Below are 19,160 nucleotides of genomic sequence, written 5' to 3'. Positions count from 1 at the left end.
CTTAGATATGGTATATCATTAATGGTGTTTGCCCGTGTTCTGCCATTAGTTTTGTTTGGCTATCTGTAAACAATCTTTGCAAAAGTGTTTTCTTTCTTGTACTCATTATCAGTAAATCTACTTGGTGGTTTTCTGCATATTGTTTAAAACCATCAACAAAATTTGCCGCTTCAACAAAGTTGAGTTTTACCTTATTTTCGCCTAATGTGTTTACTAAACTATCTATAGTTTGAGTATCATTTATAACATTGAAATTGTAATCAGTATTCACACTAAGTACATCTACTGCAGAAACTTGCATCTTATCAGCAAAATTTGCAATCTCTTGAATGATTTGTGAATTATCTACATCAAAATGATCTGCAAATACAATCTTATCTATGCTAGTTTTATTTTTATAATTATTTGGTACTAATATTACAGGACATTTACTTTTTTGCATAATACTCAATGCATTGCTACCAATTAGTTTATTAATGAAATTGTTTGCACCAGTTGTACCCATCACAATTAAATCTGCATGAGTATTTTCTGCTAAATCTAAAATTTCTAACACCAAATCGCCACCATTTACCGTGCTTTCTACCTTAAAGCCTTCAAGTACTAAAGCTTCTTTCATTTTATTTATTTCATTTACTGCAGATACTTTAATGTCATCCAACAATTCTAATGGAATCATAGATTCTGGTGCTGTATAATTATTTAGCACCAATGTATAAAAATGACACAAATGTATGGTTGCATTTGTATTTTTGGCTACATTCTTTGCTGTTTGTAGCGCATTGTCTGCTGTTTCAGAAAAATCTGTTGGAAAAATTATAGTATTCATTAAATTTTGTTGTTTCTGTAAATGTATATAAAATTACAATAAACAACAATGACAATCGTCATAATAAATATTCTAATATTCTTTTTTGTAGCAAAAATGGATGAAGTGCATCTAAGCCAAGGTATGCAACTGCAAGATTCAAATCATCAACTTCATTCAAATTTTTGTTGCGTAGTAATGCTTGCTTAGGAATTAAACCAATTAACTCACTGCCATTTGTATCTACACCAAATTTATTTGATAAATACTTGATATATTAAAAAACATAAAAAATAGATGATTGCTCACAATCAGTAATGTTAGTATATATTTGCACACAATTATATGCTTCCATATACCATGCAATAGCTTTAGAATATTGAAGTTTCTCGTTGGTCTTTCTATCAGCTCTAAAAATTGCAGCAATTTTTTTTCCAATTTCAATATCAGTAGTTTGCAAATTTACATTGTAGGCTAATAAAAATTTTCTAGCACCAATTGCTATCATACCAAAATGCTTGCTATGTAAAAAACTACCAAAATCTGGTTGCCAAATAGCTAATTGTTTTTTGTCTTCAATAGCCTCATACTCTCCGCTCCTAATGTATGCTAAGTTGCTTCTATCAGCTACCTTGGCAGATGCTTCGTACATATAAACAGGCACACCCAAACTGCCTACTTTTTCTGCTAATATATATGAATATGACTTAGTATCTTCCATGCTAATATTTTGCAATGGAATAAGTGGACATACATCACAAGCACCCATTCTTGGATGCGCACCATGATGTTGCTGCATATCAATTAAATGAAATGCAACATGTATTGCCTTAAATGCCGCATCTACCACAGCTTCTGGTTTGCCTACAAAAGTAAAAACTGTTCTATTGGCATCATAACCAATGTCAATGTGTAATAGTTTTACATCTTTTACTTCTGCTATAGCTTTTGCTATTGCATCAATAGTAGCTTTATTTCTTCCTTCTGAAAAATTTGGAACACATTCTATTAAAATATCTTGTTGGCTAAATGTTGTCATTGTTTAATCTTCATCAGTTTTTAGCTCCAATTTTCTTATTGACGGTGCGTAGAAATAGGTTACTATTACAACTAAAATAGTCATTGCGCCACCAAATACAACTGCTGGTACAGTACCAAACAATCTTGCAGTAACACCACTTTCAAACTCACCAATTTCGTTAGAAGAACCAATAAACATAGAATTTACTGCGGATACTCTACCACGCATTTCAGCTGGTGTTTTTAATTGAATAATGGTATGTCTAATTATTACACTTACACCATCTAATGCACCACCTATCATTAAACAACATAAAGACAAGTAGAAGTTTGTACTAATACCAAATAGAATAATACATAAGCCAAAACCAGCTACCGAAAATAATAATTTATAACCAGCATTTTTATGTATTGGCGAAAATGCAACGAATAGCATTGTAAATATAGCACCTACTGCTGGCATGGCTCTTAGTGCGCCTAAACCTTGTGGCCCAACATGCAAAATATCATTAGCATATACAGGTAACAAAGCTACTGCACCACCAAATAATACAGCAAATAAATCTAAGGAAATACAGGAAAGAATAATCTTGTTTTGAAAGACAAACTTCAACCCTACTTGTATACTTTTCCAAACACTTTCTGCTACTGTTGTTTGTACAGGCGACTTAGGTTTTATATTATAAATTAAGAAAACAGAAAAAATAATTAGAATTAATTGTATAGTAAATGTTTTTGTAATGCCTAAAAAACCAAATAATATTCCTGCAAATGCTGGGCCAATAACAGCACCCAATTGCCATGCACTGCTACTCCAAGTAGCACCATTTTGATATAGGTGTTTAGGTATAAGAAATGTCGAAAGTGAGAATGATGCAGGACCAGCTAAACCACGAGCAATGCCTGTTAGAAATATAATTATATAGATGGCAATAACAGTATTTCTCAATCCTGCTAGATGCAAAAAGTAATCATGTGTTATGAAGATTAACATACCACTGAGTAAGGCAAAAAATGATAAACAATACATGTATAGTTTTTGCTTATCATATTTGTCTGCAATATAGCCACCATACAATGCTACACCAATTGCAGGAATTGCTTCTGTAAGTCCAATAAATCCAAGTAGTAATTTGCTATTTGTTAAAATGTATATTTTCCATCCAATAATTACTGACTGAAAAGAAATGGCTACAGTAATTAAGAAACGTGCTACAACATAGTATTTGAATTCTTTGTAGGCTAATGCATTAAATACTTCTTTCTTAAAAATCATGTTGAATAAAAATAATATGTAATTGAGTGCTAAAATACAAAAAGCAAGGATGTTAAGGCTTGTTATGTATTTTTTGAATGTTTAATAATTATTAATTTCTATAATGATATAAATTTTCATTAGTGTCCGATAAAAATACGGAATAATTTTTTTGATATTGATTATCAATATAAATGTGTGATAAAATTACAATAAAACAAAAGCAGGTTATCCTGAAAATAATTGTATTTGATTTTGTGTAGCAACGATGTAGTGTTTTTGTGGATTTTTGAGGAATGATTTTAGGTTGATGTAGTTAAATAAATGTGTTCTGATTAGTGAACAAAGATTTGCAAATGCCCATTTTCGTTTTTCTACTTTTCTTTGAATAACGGTGATAAGTAAATTGTAAATAAGCGTACACCAAATCTGTATAATAATTGCATTTTCATTATCACCTAAAAATAATTAAGTGGAAAATTTTGTTTGAGTTGTTTGTGCAATAACTCAATTTGCCATCGTTGCTTGTATATTGTAGCAATTTGTTCTGGTTTTAGATCGTAGATATTGGTAATAAATTCGTAGCATTTGTTATGCTGTTCGCTCCAATAGGCAATTCTACGAAGTGGCAATTGTCTTGTTATTGTGCCATTTTCTCTAATGTCTAATTCTATTTTTTCATCTTTCAAAACAGCATCATCTGTGCAGTTATCCAAACTAAATTCTTCTTTAGAACTAAACGTTGCATTGTCTTTAATACGGGTTACAAATGGTATTTGTGTTTGATTAAATCTCTCAAAGAGTAGATAATCAACATAACCTCTGTCAAAGCAATAGATGGTGTTGGAGTCAAAAGAAATATGCTGGATAAAGTTACTATCATGAACAGTAGCATCTGTAAATTTTACTAAAGTAGGCAAATTATAATCTGCTCTAATTTGCAGATGCACTTTAATACCACCTTTATTTTTGCCATTTATCGGTTTACGCCCAACACATTTTAAGATGTCTTTAAACAAGAAAATAGTAGTAGAATCGATAATGGACAGCTCTTACCATAACTTTCTCTAAATCGGCTGTCCGATAAAGTTGATTTATAAAAAGCCAACAAGTCATAATAGATTTGTTCAAACACAACAGCATTTCTACGTTTGTTAGCATCACCAAGCGTACTCTTTTTAGGTGGTTGTTTGAGTTTAATATGTTTGAGTTTGCCTTCTAAACCTAATAAATTAGTACAAACCTCACGAAGCGAAGTACTGTTGGAGCCAACACAAAACAACATCGTTACTAAATGTTCTAGTGTTGTAAATCGTTTGATATATCTATCACTGTTATGCTTGTTAACAGCTGTATCAATAGTAGAATTAGGAATTAAAGAAATCAGCTGTGAGAGAACCGAATTACCAAAATTATGCGTACTTTTATTCATATAGTAAGTTGTGCAAAAACAAACTATATATTTTGAGCCATAATCCCAAAATTATGGCTCTCTTTTTTTATCTTTATCGGACACTAATGATAAATTTTTTAAAAAAATGCAATTATATTTGCACAGTTCTTTTATATATACTATCTTTGCACTCCGAAAGTTCTGAAGAAAAATCTGAGGTGAGATGGGTGAGTGGCTTAAACCACCAGTTTGCTAAACTGACGTATGGGAAACTGTACCGAGGGTTCGAATCCCTCTCTCACCGCAGTATAATAAATATAATCGGGATGTAGTTCAGTCCGGTTAGAATGCCTGGTTTGGGACCAGGAGGTCGTTGGTTCGAATCCAGCCATCCCGACTAACCAAATGTAAAGCCTTACAGTAATGTAAGGCTTTTTTATTTTATTTTCCGTTGAAACAATAGCTGTATTTACTTCTTTACTTGATGAAATATGTGCATTTACCTTCTTTGTCTTGATACTTACTTTTTTTATTGATAAATAAAGTAACAAAAATCAAGGCTTACGAAAAATGACGCTAAAAATAAATATTATATGATTATATAAAGTATAAGTAAACTATTTCTTAGCTCAACTTTTAATTGCGCTAACCCTAATGATATATAAGTTATGTAAAACTACCGCCCAAAAAACCACGTTGTGCAACTGCCACCACTGTTACTGGCTGCCTTAATTTCTAAATCAACTTTCTTCCATCTTTGCTCCATCGATATTTTATAAATTGTGAGAACTCATCTTCATCAGCGTGTTCCAAAACAATCACTTGTGGCTTGTAACCACACTCGTTATCAATGTTAGCAATTTCATCAGAAATTACTTTAAATATATTCTTGACTTGAAGAATATTATCATCAACTTTCTTTTGTTCATTTTCGACTTCTTCATCTAATTGCTTGTATACTTTTGGGAAATAAACCTGACTTGGTTGATCCAAGACTAGAATTGAAGGTATTTTAGATGTAGGAGTTATACTATGTAGATATAAAAATCCTATAAATGTAGATAAATGTATTGCTAACCAGTTCGAACCACTACCCATCTCAGATAGTAGAATGTTCTCTTTATCTTTTACATTGTACTTCAGGCTAAATTTTTCCAAATCAAAAAGTATCTTACCCGGTTTGAACTCTTCCTCAAAATCAAGTAGTTCACAGATAGAACTCATTTTATCACTTAAAATTATTTGTGCCTTTTGTAATTCTTCTTTTAGATTGAAACCAGAAAGTTTATCTTTGAGAACTTCAATTTCAGCTTCTAATTCTGAATAATCACTTTTGCTACTTGACATAAGCTTATTTCTTTCAATAAGATTTTGAGCATTGGCTTCCGTTCTACCTTTTAATAGTAAGCCTTTTTCATATTCATTTTTCGTATTGAATTCTGATATTATCTGTTTATTTAGATTTTCAGCTTTAATACTAAGTTCTTTCAATTCTTTCTTTAGATTATCTCGTTCTTTTCGAAGTGAGGCGTTTTGAGTTGAAGTGTCATTTAAGTACGTGCCGATTTTTTCAAATTCGTCTTCCAATATTTCATTAGATTCTTTGATGACCGCAATTTTTTCTTTTATCGCTTTAACTTCTTGATCACAAAGTGGGCAATGAATTTCACTAAAATTTGTCTCGATTGATGCTAATGATTTTAATCGATTAACATTCTCAGAATAATTTTTAGATATGTCATTATTAGATTTAATTGTAGATAATAAATTTTGGACTGTATCTAATTCTTTCTTTTTCTCAAATATTAAGTTATCTATTTTCCTAAGTTCTTCATTAAGGTTTTGATCACCAACTGAATTAGCATTAGAGTTAGGTAAATCTATGACAAGTTTTTCAAGATCAGATAGAGTAATATCATCAGATAACTCTTTGCCTAAAAAAGTATAGTAAAATGATAAAACTCTATTAAGATCATCTCTTAATTGTTCATTACTAATTTTTAACTTCTCATCAAGCTTTTTCTTTTGACTTAATTCTTTTTGCTTACTTTCTAAACTTCTCTGTAAATCAAAAAATTCAGCATTTCCCCATCCCATCAGAACAGGATAATCATCAATAGTATATTTCCTTTTGTAAGGATCATCAAACCTATAAAAAAGGCTATGTTTGTTAGCAATCAGATTTTGATGTTGAAATAAGAATGTTACAAAACTTCGCATTGTCACCTTTCCTCCTGATTTTCTTTTATCCTCTTCTTCATCAGTCCTTTTATCTAAAACAGAAATACCTATGTGTTTTTCAAATTCTCTTTTAGCTCCATCTAAATCAATCAGTTTCTTATCACTGAAATATTCTTTAGAAAAGTTGATAAGGAATTCCGAATTGATTTCAACACTGAAATACATTTGATTGCTTTTTTTTCTTCTACCTATAATCAAATATTTATCTTTTACTTTAAATATAATGCAAAATAGCTCCGTCCATTTTGTAATAATACCCTCTGGTATTGTGGATCTACTAGCAAATAAACAATAATCAATAATTTCTATTATTGCACTTTTGCCAGTTTTAGAATCACCTGATATTATATTAAGTCCGTCATCAAATTTTAGTGTTCGTGATTCTTCATTGTTATTAAAAAGAAATATATTTGATATTGATGCTTGCATAATTTTATAAATTTAGAAATATAGTTTTGTAATCTTCTTTTGATAGAATTGATCCTAAATTAAATGCTGCTTTACAATAATCTTTTAGTATAGGATTTTTCTCTTCTGAATAAGTTATTTTCCGTTCCTCCTTTAGAATTACATAATCTGAAATTTCAACATTATATATATTTGATAATGTAATCAAAGCTTCTTTGGTCTTTATTCTATAATTTGCTAACAGAGTTTCGATAACGATTAGTTCCATTTTAACTTCAGAATTTAGAAATGTATTAAATGTACTATTTGCATTACTTCTCACAAGTTTATCCTTTATTCTATCGTTATAAATCAGTGGAAGAATGTAATAAATTAGTTCCATTTTCAACTGATTATTTTTTGCGCCAGCCAATGCCATCAGCAATAATTTTGATGTAAATAGCGGATTAAAAGAATCTTTTCAGTTCGAGCTATATTCATATGTCTGTTTCTTTATATAACCATTCAAAATCAGTGGTTTCGTTAATATTTTGAATTCTACCATCACGGAAAAATTTCTCTGTATCTCTAATACCAGCAATTTGATTATGCTGTTTCAAAATACATCTAAAATATACATCTCTTGATTTTGAAATATGAGAATTATCGGAAAATGAAGCTTTTGATAAACTATATGAAGTAGCACTTTTTTCCATAGTAATATCAGTTTCTAGCTCCTTTTCATAAGAGCTTAATTTCTCTTCTAATGCTGGGTTTATTTTTAAAATCTCTTTATAAGCTTCTTCCGATCTTACATAATCTTGAAATGCTTGATGCAATACATCTTGTTTCAAGGAAATAGCATTTAACTTTTCAATAAATTTATAACCTTTAGTCAAATTTGCATCATCTCGTTCAGGTTCTTTAATGGATGGAAAGGGAATATAATCTTTGGTAAACTTTGATAGACTGAATCGCAAATCTGAATTGAAATCGGTAATATTAATTTCCCATTTATCGGCATTGTCTATAGCCCTTTCAATAATCCACTGATGCAGAACTCCAATAGCGGGACTTCTTAAATTCTCAGGAATAATTTTAAAAGTTGGATGTTCTTTTAACTGAGCTAATTTTTCATCAACTTTAGGCTCACCACTATTAATAATGAATTTATCTAAAATTTCCAACAACTTTGGCTTGGATATATTTTTAGTGTCGAAAATTTCATCTTTAAATGGTTTAGAAGTAGCTGAAATAGGGTGATCATAGAGTTCATTATACTTTATAGCTTTTGTGAGTTGATTCCAGTTGTGAAAAATACTATCACTCGGCACATGTTGAGTAGTGTGAAGAATAAATCTATCATTCGACTTTAATTTGTCATATTCAATGACAAGATTTTTTATTGTTTTCCAAACATCCCTAGAGTTGCTGGTAAGGTTCGAATCTCCTTCATGATGCTTAACTTCAATAGATTCACTTCCGTATTGGACATCTCCCAAACATTCAATGTAGACATGTTCTCCGCTTTTAGCGTTTAAACAATATTCCAATGCAACTAACTTTTGATATTCAAATCCTAGTTGTTTTTTTGTAGAGTCATTATCTAAAGTGTCGCTCATAATTACTAATATCTAATTGTGTAATTGGGTCGTGTTTATAAGGTTGCCGATAACGTGCGGCGGATTTGCGAAGTTACGAACTGTAAATGAAGTTTGTAATTTTTCAAATCTAATATAAATATACATAATAATCCTAATTGCGTATATTTTTTGGTTAAAAATATTTTTTATTTATAAGCTTCTTATTATCAATATTGTATGTTAAATATGTTTTTGCGTATTTTAAAAGGGTTCAATACTATTGTATAAAATTGTAGCCTCGCCTTGCTAAACTATAGGCAACTCTGCAAAACTGACAGGGTTGCTTTGCCCAAGTGTAGGTGCTCCTTGCTTATAGGTATGTTATCTTAGTTTTTCTATAGGAGAATCTGTCATTTTTGCAGACTCTCCTATGTATTTAGTAGGTCTTCCTATGTTTTTGGTAGGAGCTCCTACGTTATAGATAGGAGAAGCTGTCATTTTTACAGGTGTTCGTATAGGTTTGGTAGGTGTTCCTATCTATTATGTAGGTATTCCTATAAAATAAGTAGGAGTTCCTGTCTTTTTATTAGGAACTCCTACCCTTTTTCTAACATAGCTTCTATTTTAATTTAATATCATAATGATTATCAATACGATATTAAGAAACTGGTGGTGTATTGTTGGTTTTATGTGCAAAGCGTTTGTTCCACTCATCTACTTCGTTCATTGCCAAGTCTAAAGAGGCATTGCCTGTACGGCTGGTTTGCAAATTGGCAACCATCTTGTCTACCAAACTCATGATGTCTGCACTGTTGGCTAATTGGGTTTCTGTAATTAGCTCTAAGAGTGCCATGGTTTGCTGGCGAATGTCTTCCAAAGCTGCATCGTAGTTTAGTTTAGCATCTAAATCAGTTGGGTTTAGTTCTCTGGCTAAACTGTTTACATGTGTTTGTGCAATTTTGTTTACAGTACGTGCAAAGCCTTCTCTGCCAAATGCCATGGTACGCAAACCACTTTTTTCTGCGTCTGAGAGTCCAACTTTATATTGGTTGGCAGCTGCAATTTGATTGGCTACTGCTTGTTTAATGGCTTGCAGTGTAGCCGCTGGGATTTGATTTACAATAAAGTTGTTCATGATTATTTTTTTAATTAGAACTAAATTAATATAGATATTTAATAGTTGTTTGTTAAAATATCTAAATATTACATTCTATTATTGTTAATTTATATTAATGGATATGTGTTTTGTGGTTTCTTTATAAGTTTGTGTATTTACTTTCTTTGTCTTGATACAAAGAAAGTAACAAAGAAAAATCAAGGCTTACGAAAAATGACGCTAAAAATATTCGTCTTCGCTAAAAGTTTTAAAACTTGTTCTGCTTCTTCTAAGCAGAACTTCAAACAGCAAAATTTTCTTTACGCTTAATAATATTTTTCTAATACTATTTCTCTATTGTCATGATGTTGGTTTGGAAATCAAGTTTACAATGGTTATTTATTGTTTTCTTTCTTGTTTGGATGTGGTTACTTATAAATTATTCATTTTTCTTTTTACCAAGATAATATTTTCTAAGGTATGTGAAAATAATTTAAGATAAATTTGTCCTAAATTATTTTATTAATTAACTTGTACATTATTTATAACAAAAAAATGTTCAAAATTATGAATGGTGGAGAAATTATAGCAAAGGTATTACAAAAACAAGGTGTAAAATTTTTGTTTACGTTATGTGGTGGTCATATATCACCAATTTTTGTAGGTGCCGAAAAAATTGGAATAAGAGTAATAGATACTAGACATGAAGCAAATGCTGTATTTGCTGCTGATGCAGTTTCTAGATTATCAGGAGTACCTGGTGTAGCTGCAGTTACAGCTGGTCCTGGATTAACGAATACAATTACAGCTGTAAAAAATGCAATGTTGGCACAATCTCCATTAATACTACTAGGTGGTGCTGCTGCAACAATTTTAAAAGGAAGAGGTTCATTGCAAGATATTGACCAAATGAGCTTAATGAAACCAAATGTAAAATGGGCAGTAAGTATTTCAAAAGTAAAAGATATTGTACCTGTTTTAGAAAAAGCATTTAGAATTGCACAAGAAGGTGTACCTGGTCCTGTTTTTGTTGAATGTCCTATTGATACTTTATATCCTGAAGAATTGGTAAGAGAATGGTATGGTGCAAAAAGTAAAGAAGTACCACCACGCAATTTAGAAGAACGTGTTATTCAATGGTACATTAATAGACATGCAAAGAAAATTTTTGAAGGTAAGGATGATATAAATTTTAATAATACGATTGAAAAAAATAAAATCAGTCTGCATCAAGCTAGTGATATCAACAATGCATTAAAGAAAATTGAATCAGCCCAAAAACCACTATTGATAATAGGAAGTGGTGCTGTGATACAACCAAAAAAAGTATCAGAACTTGCTGATGCTGTTAAAAATCTTGGTATTCCTGTGTATTTGAGTGGAATGGCAAGAGGATTATTAGGTAAAGATAATTTTCTCCAAATGCGACATAAAAGAAAAGAAGCTATTAAAAACTCAGATTTAATTATTCTAGCAGGTGTACCCAATGATTTTAGATTAGACTATGGCAATCATATTGGAAATAGAGCATTTATTTCTATCAATAGAAGTAAAGAAGATTTATATAAAAATAAAAAACCAACAATTGGTATTTTGGCTGATCCACAAGAATTTCTAATAGATTTAGCTTCTAATTATAGTGGAAAGTATTCAACATGGATTAGTGAGTTGAAAAATAGAGATGTAGATAGAGAAGAGAATATTGAGCAGCAATCTATGGAAGAAGTTAATGGAATAAATTCTTTGAAACTTTTTAAAGTATTAGATTCAAAACTGAATGACAATACGATTTTAATTGCTGATGGTGGTGATTTTGTAGCAACATCTGCATATACATTGAAGCCCAGAGCACCTTTGTCTTGGTTAGATCCAGGTGTATTTGGCACACTTGGAGTTGGTGCTGGTTTTGCACTGGGTGCAAAATTAGTTTTTCCAGAAAAAGATATATGGATTATCTATGGTGATGGTAGTGCTGGCTATAGCTTAATGGAGTATGATACATTTGTAAGACATAATTTGCCAGTGATTTCAGTAATTGGTAATGATGCTTGTTGGTCGCAAATTGCACGAGATCAGGTAGATTTTCTTAAAAGTGACTGTGCTATTGGACTAGCGCATTCGAACTATGAAATGATAGGGAAATCATTTGGTGCTGCTGGAAAAAAAGTAGAAAATATAAATGAATTTAGTCAATCAGTTGATGAAGCATTACAAATGAGTAATCAAGGAATACCATATATTATTAATGCAATAATAGGCAGAACAGATTTTAGAAAAGGATCATTATCAATGTAAAAAAAATAGAATTATGAATAAGATTGGAATTCCAAAGAAAGAACATACAGCACTTATTGTGATAGATTTTCAGGAAAAGTTAGTTCCTATTGTACAAAATGTTTCAGAAGTTTTAAAGAATGCAAATTTATTATTAATGAGTTCTGAGATACTTTCTCTAACAACAATAATTACAGAGCAATATCCAAAAGGTCTTGGTAGAACATGTAACGATTTATATTTTTCGTCCTACTTCCCTATTGTAGAAAAAAATACATTTAGCTGTATGCAGAATAAAAATCTTCTAGAAATACTTAAGAAGAATAAAATAAAAGATTTAATTATTTGTGGAATTGAGGCACATATTTGTGTATTAAATTCTTGTATAGAAGCTATTGAAATGGGTTTTACTGTACACGTAGTTGCTGATGCAATCTCATCTAGAACTAATGAAAATAAGGTATTAGCAATAAAACGAATGTTGCAATCTGGCGTTTACATTACATCAACAGAAATGATTTTGTTTATGCTATTAAATGAAGCAGGAACAGATGAATTTAAAGCCATTAGTAAACTTATTAAATAAAATAAGATGAATACAAGAAAGCTACATGAACTTTTAACTATACAAGTTGAAAAGAATCCAGACCATTTTTTTATTTCTAATAAGGAATATATAAATGGTATAAATAATTGGAGACATTACAGCTATAATGAAATACAGCAATTAGCCAATAAAGTTAGCCAAATTCTAATAGAAGAAGGACTACAGAAAGATGATAAAATTGCAATTATTTCTGAAAATAGAGTTGAATGGAATATTGTAGACTTTGCTGCAATACAACTAGGAATAATAGTTGTACCAATGTATCCAAATATATCATCAAAAGATTATCATTTTATATTTAATGATGCTTCAATTAAAATTGCATTTGTTGGCAATTTTTCAATCTATCAGAAAGTTTTTCCTATTCTTAATGACACAAGTTTACTAAATAGAATAATATCTTTTGATACCATAGAACAACAGCAAAGATTATTTGATTTATTACCAAATGAAGTAGACATACAAGAAATTGATAATAGAAAAGCAAAAGTAAATATTGATGATATTGCCACAATAATTTATACCTCAGGTACAACTGGCAATCCAAAAGGAGTAATGCTTACACATAAAAATATTGTAAGTAATGTATTAAGTGTAAAAGAAGTAACGCCATTTCATGAAGGAAAAAAAACACTTAGTTTTCTACCGCTTTGTCATTCATTCGAAAGAATGGTATTTTATGCATATTGAGTATTTGGAATGCACATCCATTATGCCGAAAATTTAGAAACAATAGCAGATAACTTAAAAGAAGTAAAACCATTTTGTTTTACAACAGTGCCAAGACTATTAGAAAAAGTATATGAAAAGATTATAGCTAAAGGAAATGAATTGTCTGGAATTAAAAAACAGCTATTTGATTGGTCAATAGCTCTTGGATTGAAATATGATGTAGGTGGAAATAAGTCATTTGGATATACATTGCGACTAGATATTGCAAGAAAATTAGTTTTTAAAAAGTGGAAAGAAGCTTTAGGTAATGAAATTGAATTTATCATTACTGGAGCAGCAGCTATGCAACCAAGGTTGATACAGCTTTTTACAGCAGCTGGAATTCAAATTATTGAAGGATATGGATTAACAGAAACAAGCCCAGTATTGTGTTCAAATAGAATTGATGAGCAGGAAAGATGCATAGGTACAGTTGGATTACCTATTCCAAATATAGAAATACAACTTGCAGATGATGGCGAAATATTAGCCAAAGGTGATAACATAATGAAAGGCTATTACAACAGACCAGATTTAACTGCTGAAGTTATTAGTGCTGATGGTTGGTTTCATACAGGTGATATTGGACAATGGATTTCAAGAAATGGAAAGCAGTTTTTGAAAATTACGGATAGAAAGAAAGAACTGTTTAAAACTGCTGGTGGTAAATATATTGCACCACAGGTAATTGAAAATAAAATGAAAGAAAGTCCATTTATTGAACAAATTATGGTTGTTGGAGGTGACGATAAAAAATATATTGCAGCATTAATTGTTCCATCTTTTATACAATTAGAAAATTGGGCAAAAATAAATTCTATTTCATATAATTCTGTTTCCGAATTGATTCAACACAACAAAACATGGGAACTTATTCAACAAGAAATTGATAGAATAAATATAAACTTTGGGAAATGGGAACAAATTAAAAAATTTGAATTAATTCCTCATGAATGGTCAGTTGAAACAGGAGAATTAACACCAACCATGAAATTGAAAAGAAAAATAATTGAAAATAAATATTCAGATATTGTTAATAGAATATATAATATTTAACACACTTTTTCTCCAATAGCCATAAAAGGTAATGGTGCAAAAAATAGTTGTTGATTTTGTTAAAAATAATGCTTAATATTCTACTGTCAACCAAAAGAGGAAGTAGGCTCTGCTGGAGAGCAACCTACCAGCAATATGGTTGATACAAATATGGTAATGGGCAGTCTTTAAGACTGCCTTATTTTTTATTACCAAATTGTTCTATGGCTAAAAAAACTCATTTCTGATTTTTAAAGTATAAATACCATTTAATGAAATTGGTTCTATGTTCCTTGGTCAATCCACGATGCATTAAAACATGACTTTTGAGATGCCCGAAGAATGCCTCTAAGCCGTTAGTTGATTTTGGTATTCTTGGATTAAATAGATACGTAAATAAGTTAGGAATTGCGTTTCTAATATGAACAAATGCTTTACGAACCATTTTATGTTTATACCAATATCTATTTGTGGTAATGCTGTATGATTTTTCATTAATAAATGAGCTGTATTTTAAAATGCCAGTCTAGCACTTGTTTTATCCAATCATGAGATTGCTCATGTGTAATAATGGTGTGTAATTGATGCACAATAGCTAGTAGCTCTACACCTGCAATATGTTTAGGTTGAGTAGTTAGCCAAGCTCTGCATTCTCTCTGTATATGAACTGTACAGCGTTGTAAATAAACCTGTTTGCAAACTACCTTAATTGCTTTTAGTATCAATTTGTGACCGTCACATGTAATACTATCTATACTAATACCAAGAGATAAGATATTTTGTAAATCTTCTTTGATTTCTTCAAAATATTCACCATCAGTAATCCTATACAGTTGTGTGAGTTTTATGGTATCATCTCGATAAATAATCAAGCAAATATTATTAGAAAAATAAGTGCCATCAATTAGTAAATTAAGTTGTTCAGATGGATAGAATTTATGCGTTGGTGCTTTTGCAGATAAGTATCAAATAAGCTTTTTAAACTCCGAACACTATAATTACTTTCTATTGCTAAATCAGTAATTGTTTGTCTTTGTAAAATCCATTTTTTAAACCAAATAAACTTGTTAGATAAACTAACAGATTTATTTTGTCTGATAAATAATAGACCACAATCTTTACATTTAAAACGTTGTTTACCTTTTTGAAAACCCCATTTTATGACATTGCTAGAACCACACGACCAGCACTTTTTTTAGCCATTTTTTAAGTAAAATAAATTAAATTGAAATCATTTTCAATAACCATACCCTAAACACCAATAAAAATTGACGCTTTAAGCCATTTTACCAACTATTTTTTGCTATTATACCCCATAAAAAAAGGTGCCCAATTGGGCACCAGTTCTTCAACTTTAACTTAACTAGACATTTTTTAGAACCCCATTTCTTAGTATATGACAAAATTTGTGTGTTTATTTTTTTATATCTATGGTTTGGATTCAAGTACTTTATAATTGCTTATTACTTTGAATTCTGTGCGTCTATTGAGTTGATGTTCTTCTTCTGTACATACAACTTTATCAGCGCATTTGTTTTTTAGTTTAGTTTCACCATATCCTTTTGGATATAATCTGTCTTTGTTTATATTATGTTCTATTAACCAATTAACAACGCTTTGCGCTCTTTTCTGACTAAGTGTTTGGTTGTATGTATTAGAACCTCTAGAATCTGTATGTGATGCAATTTCTACAATTGCTTCTGGATTGCCATTTAAGAATGTTAGTAGTTTATTTAATTCTACTTCACTTTCTTTTCTGATATTCCATTTGTTTAGGTCATAATATATTCCTTTTAGTTCTATATAGCCATCTTCACTTATATTATCGAATATATCTTCAACTTTGATTGTTTCTTTTTTAATTGGTGTTAATTGTACTGCAATTACTTTTCCGTTGATTTCGCCACATGATTTTAAACTTCCACAATCATTTTTTGGTGAATATGTTATTTGATTTGAAGTGTAATTATCTGCACTTACTGTTAGGTTGTATTCGCACTCACATTTTACATTAAAACAGATTTCGCCTTTATTATTTGTATACATTGAATCTAACTTTTGTTCGCATGTATTGTACACTAATACTTTTGCATTTGGTATATTTTGATTTGATTCTGAATTTTTAGCTTGAACAGTGATTGCTACTGGTTTTGCTTTTTTTAGGTATATTGTATCATACATTGTTTCTCCAATTTGCATACCATCTAATGTTTTGCAAGTTGTTGTATTTGTCTGATATCCTTCTGCTGATGCATGTAAACAATGTTTTCCTGATGTTGTTACATCAAATAAAAAATCTCCATTACAATCTGTTGTTTGGCTGTCTATTGCAACTTCTTCAGTAACTAATTGTATTCTGCTTGCACAAATTGGTTGCTTAGTATCTGCATCTACAACAAGTCCTTCGTAATAAACTCCAGCATCTTTCATAGAATAGATATCATCTAATCCTTTTCCACCTTTTCTATTAGAAGTAAAATATCCTTGTTGTTTGTCTTTTCCATATACTAAGCCAAAATCATCATATGAACTATTTATTGGAGCTTCCATATTTCTTACTTTAGAAATACTACCATTTTCGCCTATTGTAGTTCTATAGATATCTAATCCACCTAAGCCACCATGTCCGTTGCTTGCAAAGTAAAATGATTTATTATCTTGATGAATAAATGGAAACATCTCATCTCCTGCTGTATTAATTTTATCGCCTAAATTTTTTGGAGCAGACCATTTGCCATTTTCATTTATTGATACGTATAAATCTTTTCCACCAAAACCACCAGGCATATCACTTACAAAATACATTGTATTTCCATCTGATGTTAATGATGGTTGACCAATATTATAATCATCACTATTATATTCAAATGGCGTTTCGTTTTTGCCTTCGATATCTGTTAAGTACATATTTTGTGTTGGTTTTAATTTTTTAGCTGTTTTTACTTTACCATCTAAAAAATTATTTCTTGTATAGTAGAATTGTTCTTGGTTTGGTAAGAATGAAATTACTCCATCATGTAGTTTTGTATTTTTATCTTTAAAAAATACTTCTATTTTTTTATCAAACTTCTGATTTTTTCCTTTTATGTAAAATAAATCAAAGAATGCGGTGCCTGTCCATGAGCTTGTGTTTCTTATTGGTTTTGTTGCATTTCTTGATGAAGTATACACTAAACCTTCTTTATAAAATACTGGAGCAAAATCGTACTGTGGTGAATTGAATGAAAGATTATTTACACTAAATCTATTTTTAGAGTAATAGTCATTTATGTGACCTAATGCATTAATTTGATTGTTTACAATTTGATCTCCGTTTCCTTTTATTGTTGTATAGTTATTATACTGTATTAATGCTTTCTCGTAATTGCCTGTAGCTTGTAACATTTGTGCGTATTTTAAAATATAATCTGCATTTGTAGTATTATACTTTGTTGCATTTGCATAAGCATTAGCGGCATTGGCATAGTCTAATGTTAGTCTATAACAATCTCCTAATTTTGCATAGGCATCAGCATCTACATTATTTTTTTTGAGGTATTGTTGATACATTGGAATTGCATCAGCATAATTTAGATTATTATATGCTTGGTCTGCCTTTTTTAGTCCACCAAATGTTGTTGGCTGGACTCCTCCTCCATCAATTAGTTGCGCATTAGTTGATAATGAAAATATCATTAAGATTATTAATACGTAAATGTTTTTATAGTTATTCATGCAATAATTATTTTATCTCTTAAAAAAATCTTGGTGTATTTAGTTTATCCTTTTTGAAAGCAAAGTCATACCCTAAGATGACTTCATGACTTCCTTTATTATAGTTTTGCAATTTAGATAGACTATAATCATAAGAATATCCAATCATTAATTGTTTAGTTGCCCAAACTTCCAACAATGCAGCAAAGCTATCATTTGCCTGTAGTACAGAACCTTCAGATCTATTCTTAAATGTTGTTCTGTAAGTTGCACCAATATTTAATCTTTGTAAAAACATTAAACTTAAATTTAAGTCTAACTCAAAAGGAATTTTTTGTTTCGTAGATGTAATATATTTACCCAATATTTGTGGTCTAATGTGTAAAATCTTGCCTGCAGGAATAACACCACCAGTCATAATAAACAAGTGAGGCGTTCTCTGTGCAGTTGCAATTTTATCAGAATAGTTATTTTGAATTTCTTGTTCTACATCTTTATTAAATAAACTGTATTTGATGAAATTTGGAACACTTACTCCAAAATAAAAATTTGTATGATATAAATATAAACCAGCACCTACATCAGGCATTACTTTTGATACATTATTTTGGAAAACTATATCAGATTGATTTTTAATTGGAACTTCGGTCAATGCACTTTTATATAGTAATAATCCTGCATTAATACCAATACTCAATTTCCATTTTTGGTCTTTAGATAATTTTATTTTGTAAGCATAAGTTACATCAAACCAAGTCTGATTGGTAACACCTAATCTATCATGTACCATATAGAAACCCATAGATGAACTTTCCTTTTTGAATGGACTGTTAATTCCAAGACTTACTGTTTTCGGAGCTCCATCAAAGCCAGTCCATTGGTCTCTGTATAATGCTCTAATACTTAGTACTTCTCTTGTTCCAGTATAACCTGCATTAATTGGCAGTTTATTATACATAAACTGAGTGTACTGTGGCTCTTGTTGTGCATTTGCTTTTATTATAAAAATGCATAGCAAAACTGTAAGGAATATATTATATATATTTTTCATATTAAT

At 30.3% G+C, this 19,160-nt stretch carries 12 protein-coding genes, 2 tRNA genes and 3 pseudogenes; 5 read left to right on the top strand and 12 right to left on the bottom strand.

The features are described from left to right. Position 1: 1 nt before the first annotated feature. The 5 genes and pseudogenes from IPK18_13775 to IPK18_13755 all read right to left on the bottom strand — a co-directional run bounded on the left by IPK18_13775 (position 2) and on the right by IPK18_13755 (position 4,515). On the bottom strand, positions 2-829 hold the full coding sequence (locus IPK18_13775) for a universal stress protein (GenBank protein QQR97870.1): 828 nt from the start codon (positions 827-829) through the stop codon (positions 2-4). A 58-nt stretch (positions 830-887) separates the two neighbouring features. Then, positions 888-1,082, bottom strand: a complete 195-nt coding sequence (locus IPK18_13770) for a hypothetical protein (GenBank protein ID QQR99362.1) — start codon at positions 1,080-1,082, stop codon at positions 888-890. Positions 1,083-1,085: 3 nt separating this feature from the next. Continuing rightward, complete coding sequence (gene ftcD, locus IPK18_13765; protein ID QQR97869.1) at positions 1,086-1,847, bottom strand: glutamate formimidoyltransferase; 762 nt, start codon at positions 1,845-1,847, stop codon at positions 1,086-1,088. A 3-nt stretch (positions 1,848-1,850) separates the two neighbouring features. Beyond that, positions 1,851-3,104 (bottom strand): MFS transporter, encoded by a 1,254-nt coding sequence (locus IPK18_13760; protein ID QQR97868.1) that lies wholly within the window; start codon positions 3,102-3,104, stop codon positions 1,851-1,853. Between the two features lie 207 nt (positions 3,105-3,311). After that, positions 3,312-4,515: pseudogene (locus IPK18_13755) on the bottom strand (IS4 family transposase). A 178-nt stretch (positions 4,516-4,693) separates the two neighbouring features. Between IPK18_13755 and IPK18_13750 the strand changes: the two are divergent. Then, positions 4,694-4,780: transfer RNA gene (locus tag IPK18_13750), tRNA-Ser, on the top strand. An 18-nt stretch (positions 4,781-4,798) separates the two neighbouring features. Further along, positions 4,799-4,873: transfer RNA gene (locus IPK18_13745), tRNA-Pro, on the top strand. A gap of 338 nt (positions 4,874-5,211) precedes the next feature. Here IPK18_13745 and IPK18_13740 read toward each other — a convergent pair. From IPK18_13740 to IPK18_13725, 4 genes are all read right to left on the bottom strand, one after another. Beyond that, positions 5,212-7,146 (bottom strand): DUF3732 domain-containing protein, encoded by a 1,935-nt coding sequence (locus IPK18_13740; protein ID QQR97867.1) that lies wholly within the window; start codon positions 7,144-7,146, stop codon positions 5,212-5,214. 4 nt (positions 7,147-7,150) lie between these two features. After that, the gene (locus IPK18_13735; GenBank protein ID QQR97866.1) at positions 7,151-7,543 is read right to left on the bottom strand and encodes a hypothetical protein; all 393 of its coding nucleotides are present in this window, start codon (positions 7,541-7,543) and stop codon (positions 7,151-7,153) included. 58 nt (positions 7,544-7,601) lie between these two features. Continuing rightward, positions 7,602-8,726, bottom strand: a complete 1,125-nt coding sequence (locus IPK18_13730) for a hypothetical protein (protein QQR97865.1) — start codon at positions 8,724-8,726, stop codon at positions 7,602-7,604. Positions 8,727-9,345: 619 nt separating this feature from the next. After that, positions 9,346-9,822, bottom strand: a complete 477-nt coding sequence (locus IPK18_13725) for a hypothetical protein (protein ID QQR97864.1) — start codon at positions 9,820-9,822, stop codon at positions 9,346-9,348. A gap of 528 nt (positions 9,823-10,350) precedes the next feature. Between IPK18_13725 and IPK18_13720 the strand changes: the two genes are divergently transcribed. The 3 genes and pseudogenes from IPK18_13720 to IPK18_13710 all read left to right on the top strand — a co-directional run bounded on the left by IPK18_13720 (position 10,351) and on the right by IPK18_13710 (position 14,431). Continuing rightward, positions 10,351-12,078, top strand: a complete 1,728-nt coding sequence (locus tag IPK18_13720; GenBank protein ID QQR99361.1) for a thiamine pyrophosphate-binding protein — start codon at positions 10,351-10,353, stop codon at positions 12,076-12,078. Between the two features lie 13 nt (positions 12,079-12,091). Further along, positions 12,092-12,643, top strand: coding sequence for a hydrolase (locus tag IPK18_13715; GenBank protein QQR97863.1), 552 nt, complete (start codon positions 12,092-12,094; stop codon positions 12,641-12,643). A gap of 6 nt (positions 12,644-12,649) precedes the next feature. Next, positions 12,650-14,431 (top strand): annotated as a pseudogene (locus IPK18_13710) (long-chain fatty acid--CoA ligase). A 217-nt stretch (positions 14,432-14,648) separates the two neighbouring features. Here IPK18_13710 and IPK18_13705 read toward each other — a convergent pair. From IPK18_13705 to IPK18_13695, 3 genes and pseudogenes are all read right to left on the bottom strand, one after another. After that, positions 14,649-15,572 (bottom strand): annotated as a pseudogene (locus tag IPK18_13705) (transposase). A 266-nt stretch (positions 15,573-15,838) separates the two neighbouring features. Beyond that, complete coding sequence (locus IPK18_13700) at positions 15,839-18,124, bottom strand: OmpA family protein (protein ID QQR97862.1); 2,286 nt, start codon at positions 18,122-18,124, stop codon at positions 15,839-15,841. 19 nt (positions 18,125-18,143) lie between these two features. Then, positions 18,144-19,154: a type IX secretion system membrane protein PorP/SprF gene (locus IPK18_13695; GenBank protein ID QQR97861.1), complete on the bottom strand. Its 1,011-nt coding sequence runs from the start codon at positions 19,152-19,154 to the stop codon at positions 18,144-18,146. Positions 19,155-19,160 lie beyond the last annotated feature (6 nt).

It is taken from the genome of Sphingobacteriales bacterium (assembly GCA_016699615.1).
Lineage (GTDB): Bacteria > Bacteroidota > Bacteroidia > Chitinophagales > JADIYW01 > JADJSS01.
Note: the sequence above shows the minus strand (reverse complement) of the source record. Positions and strands in the feature narration are given on the sequence as shown.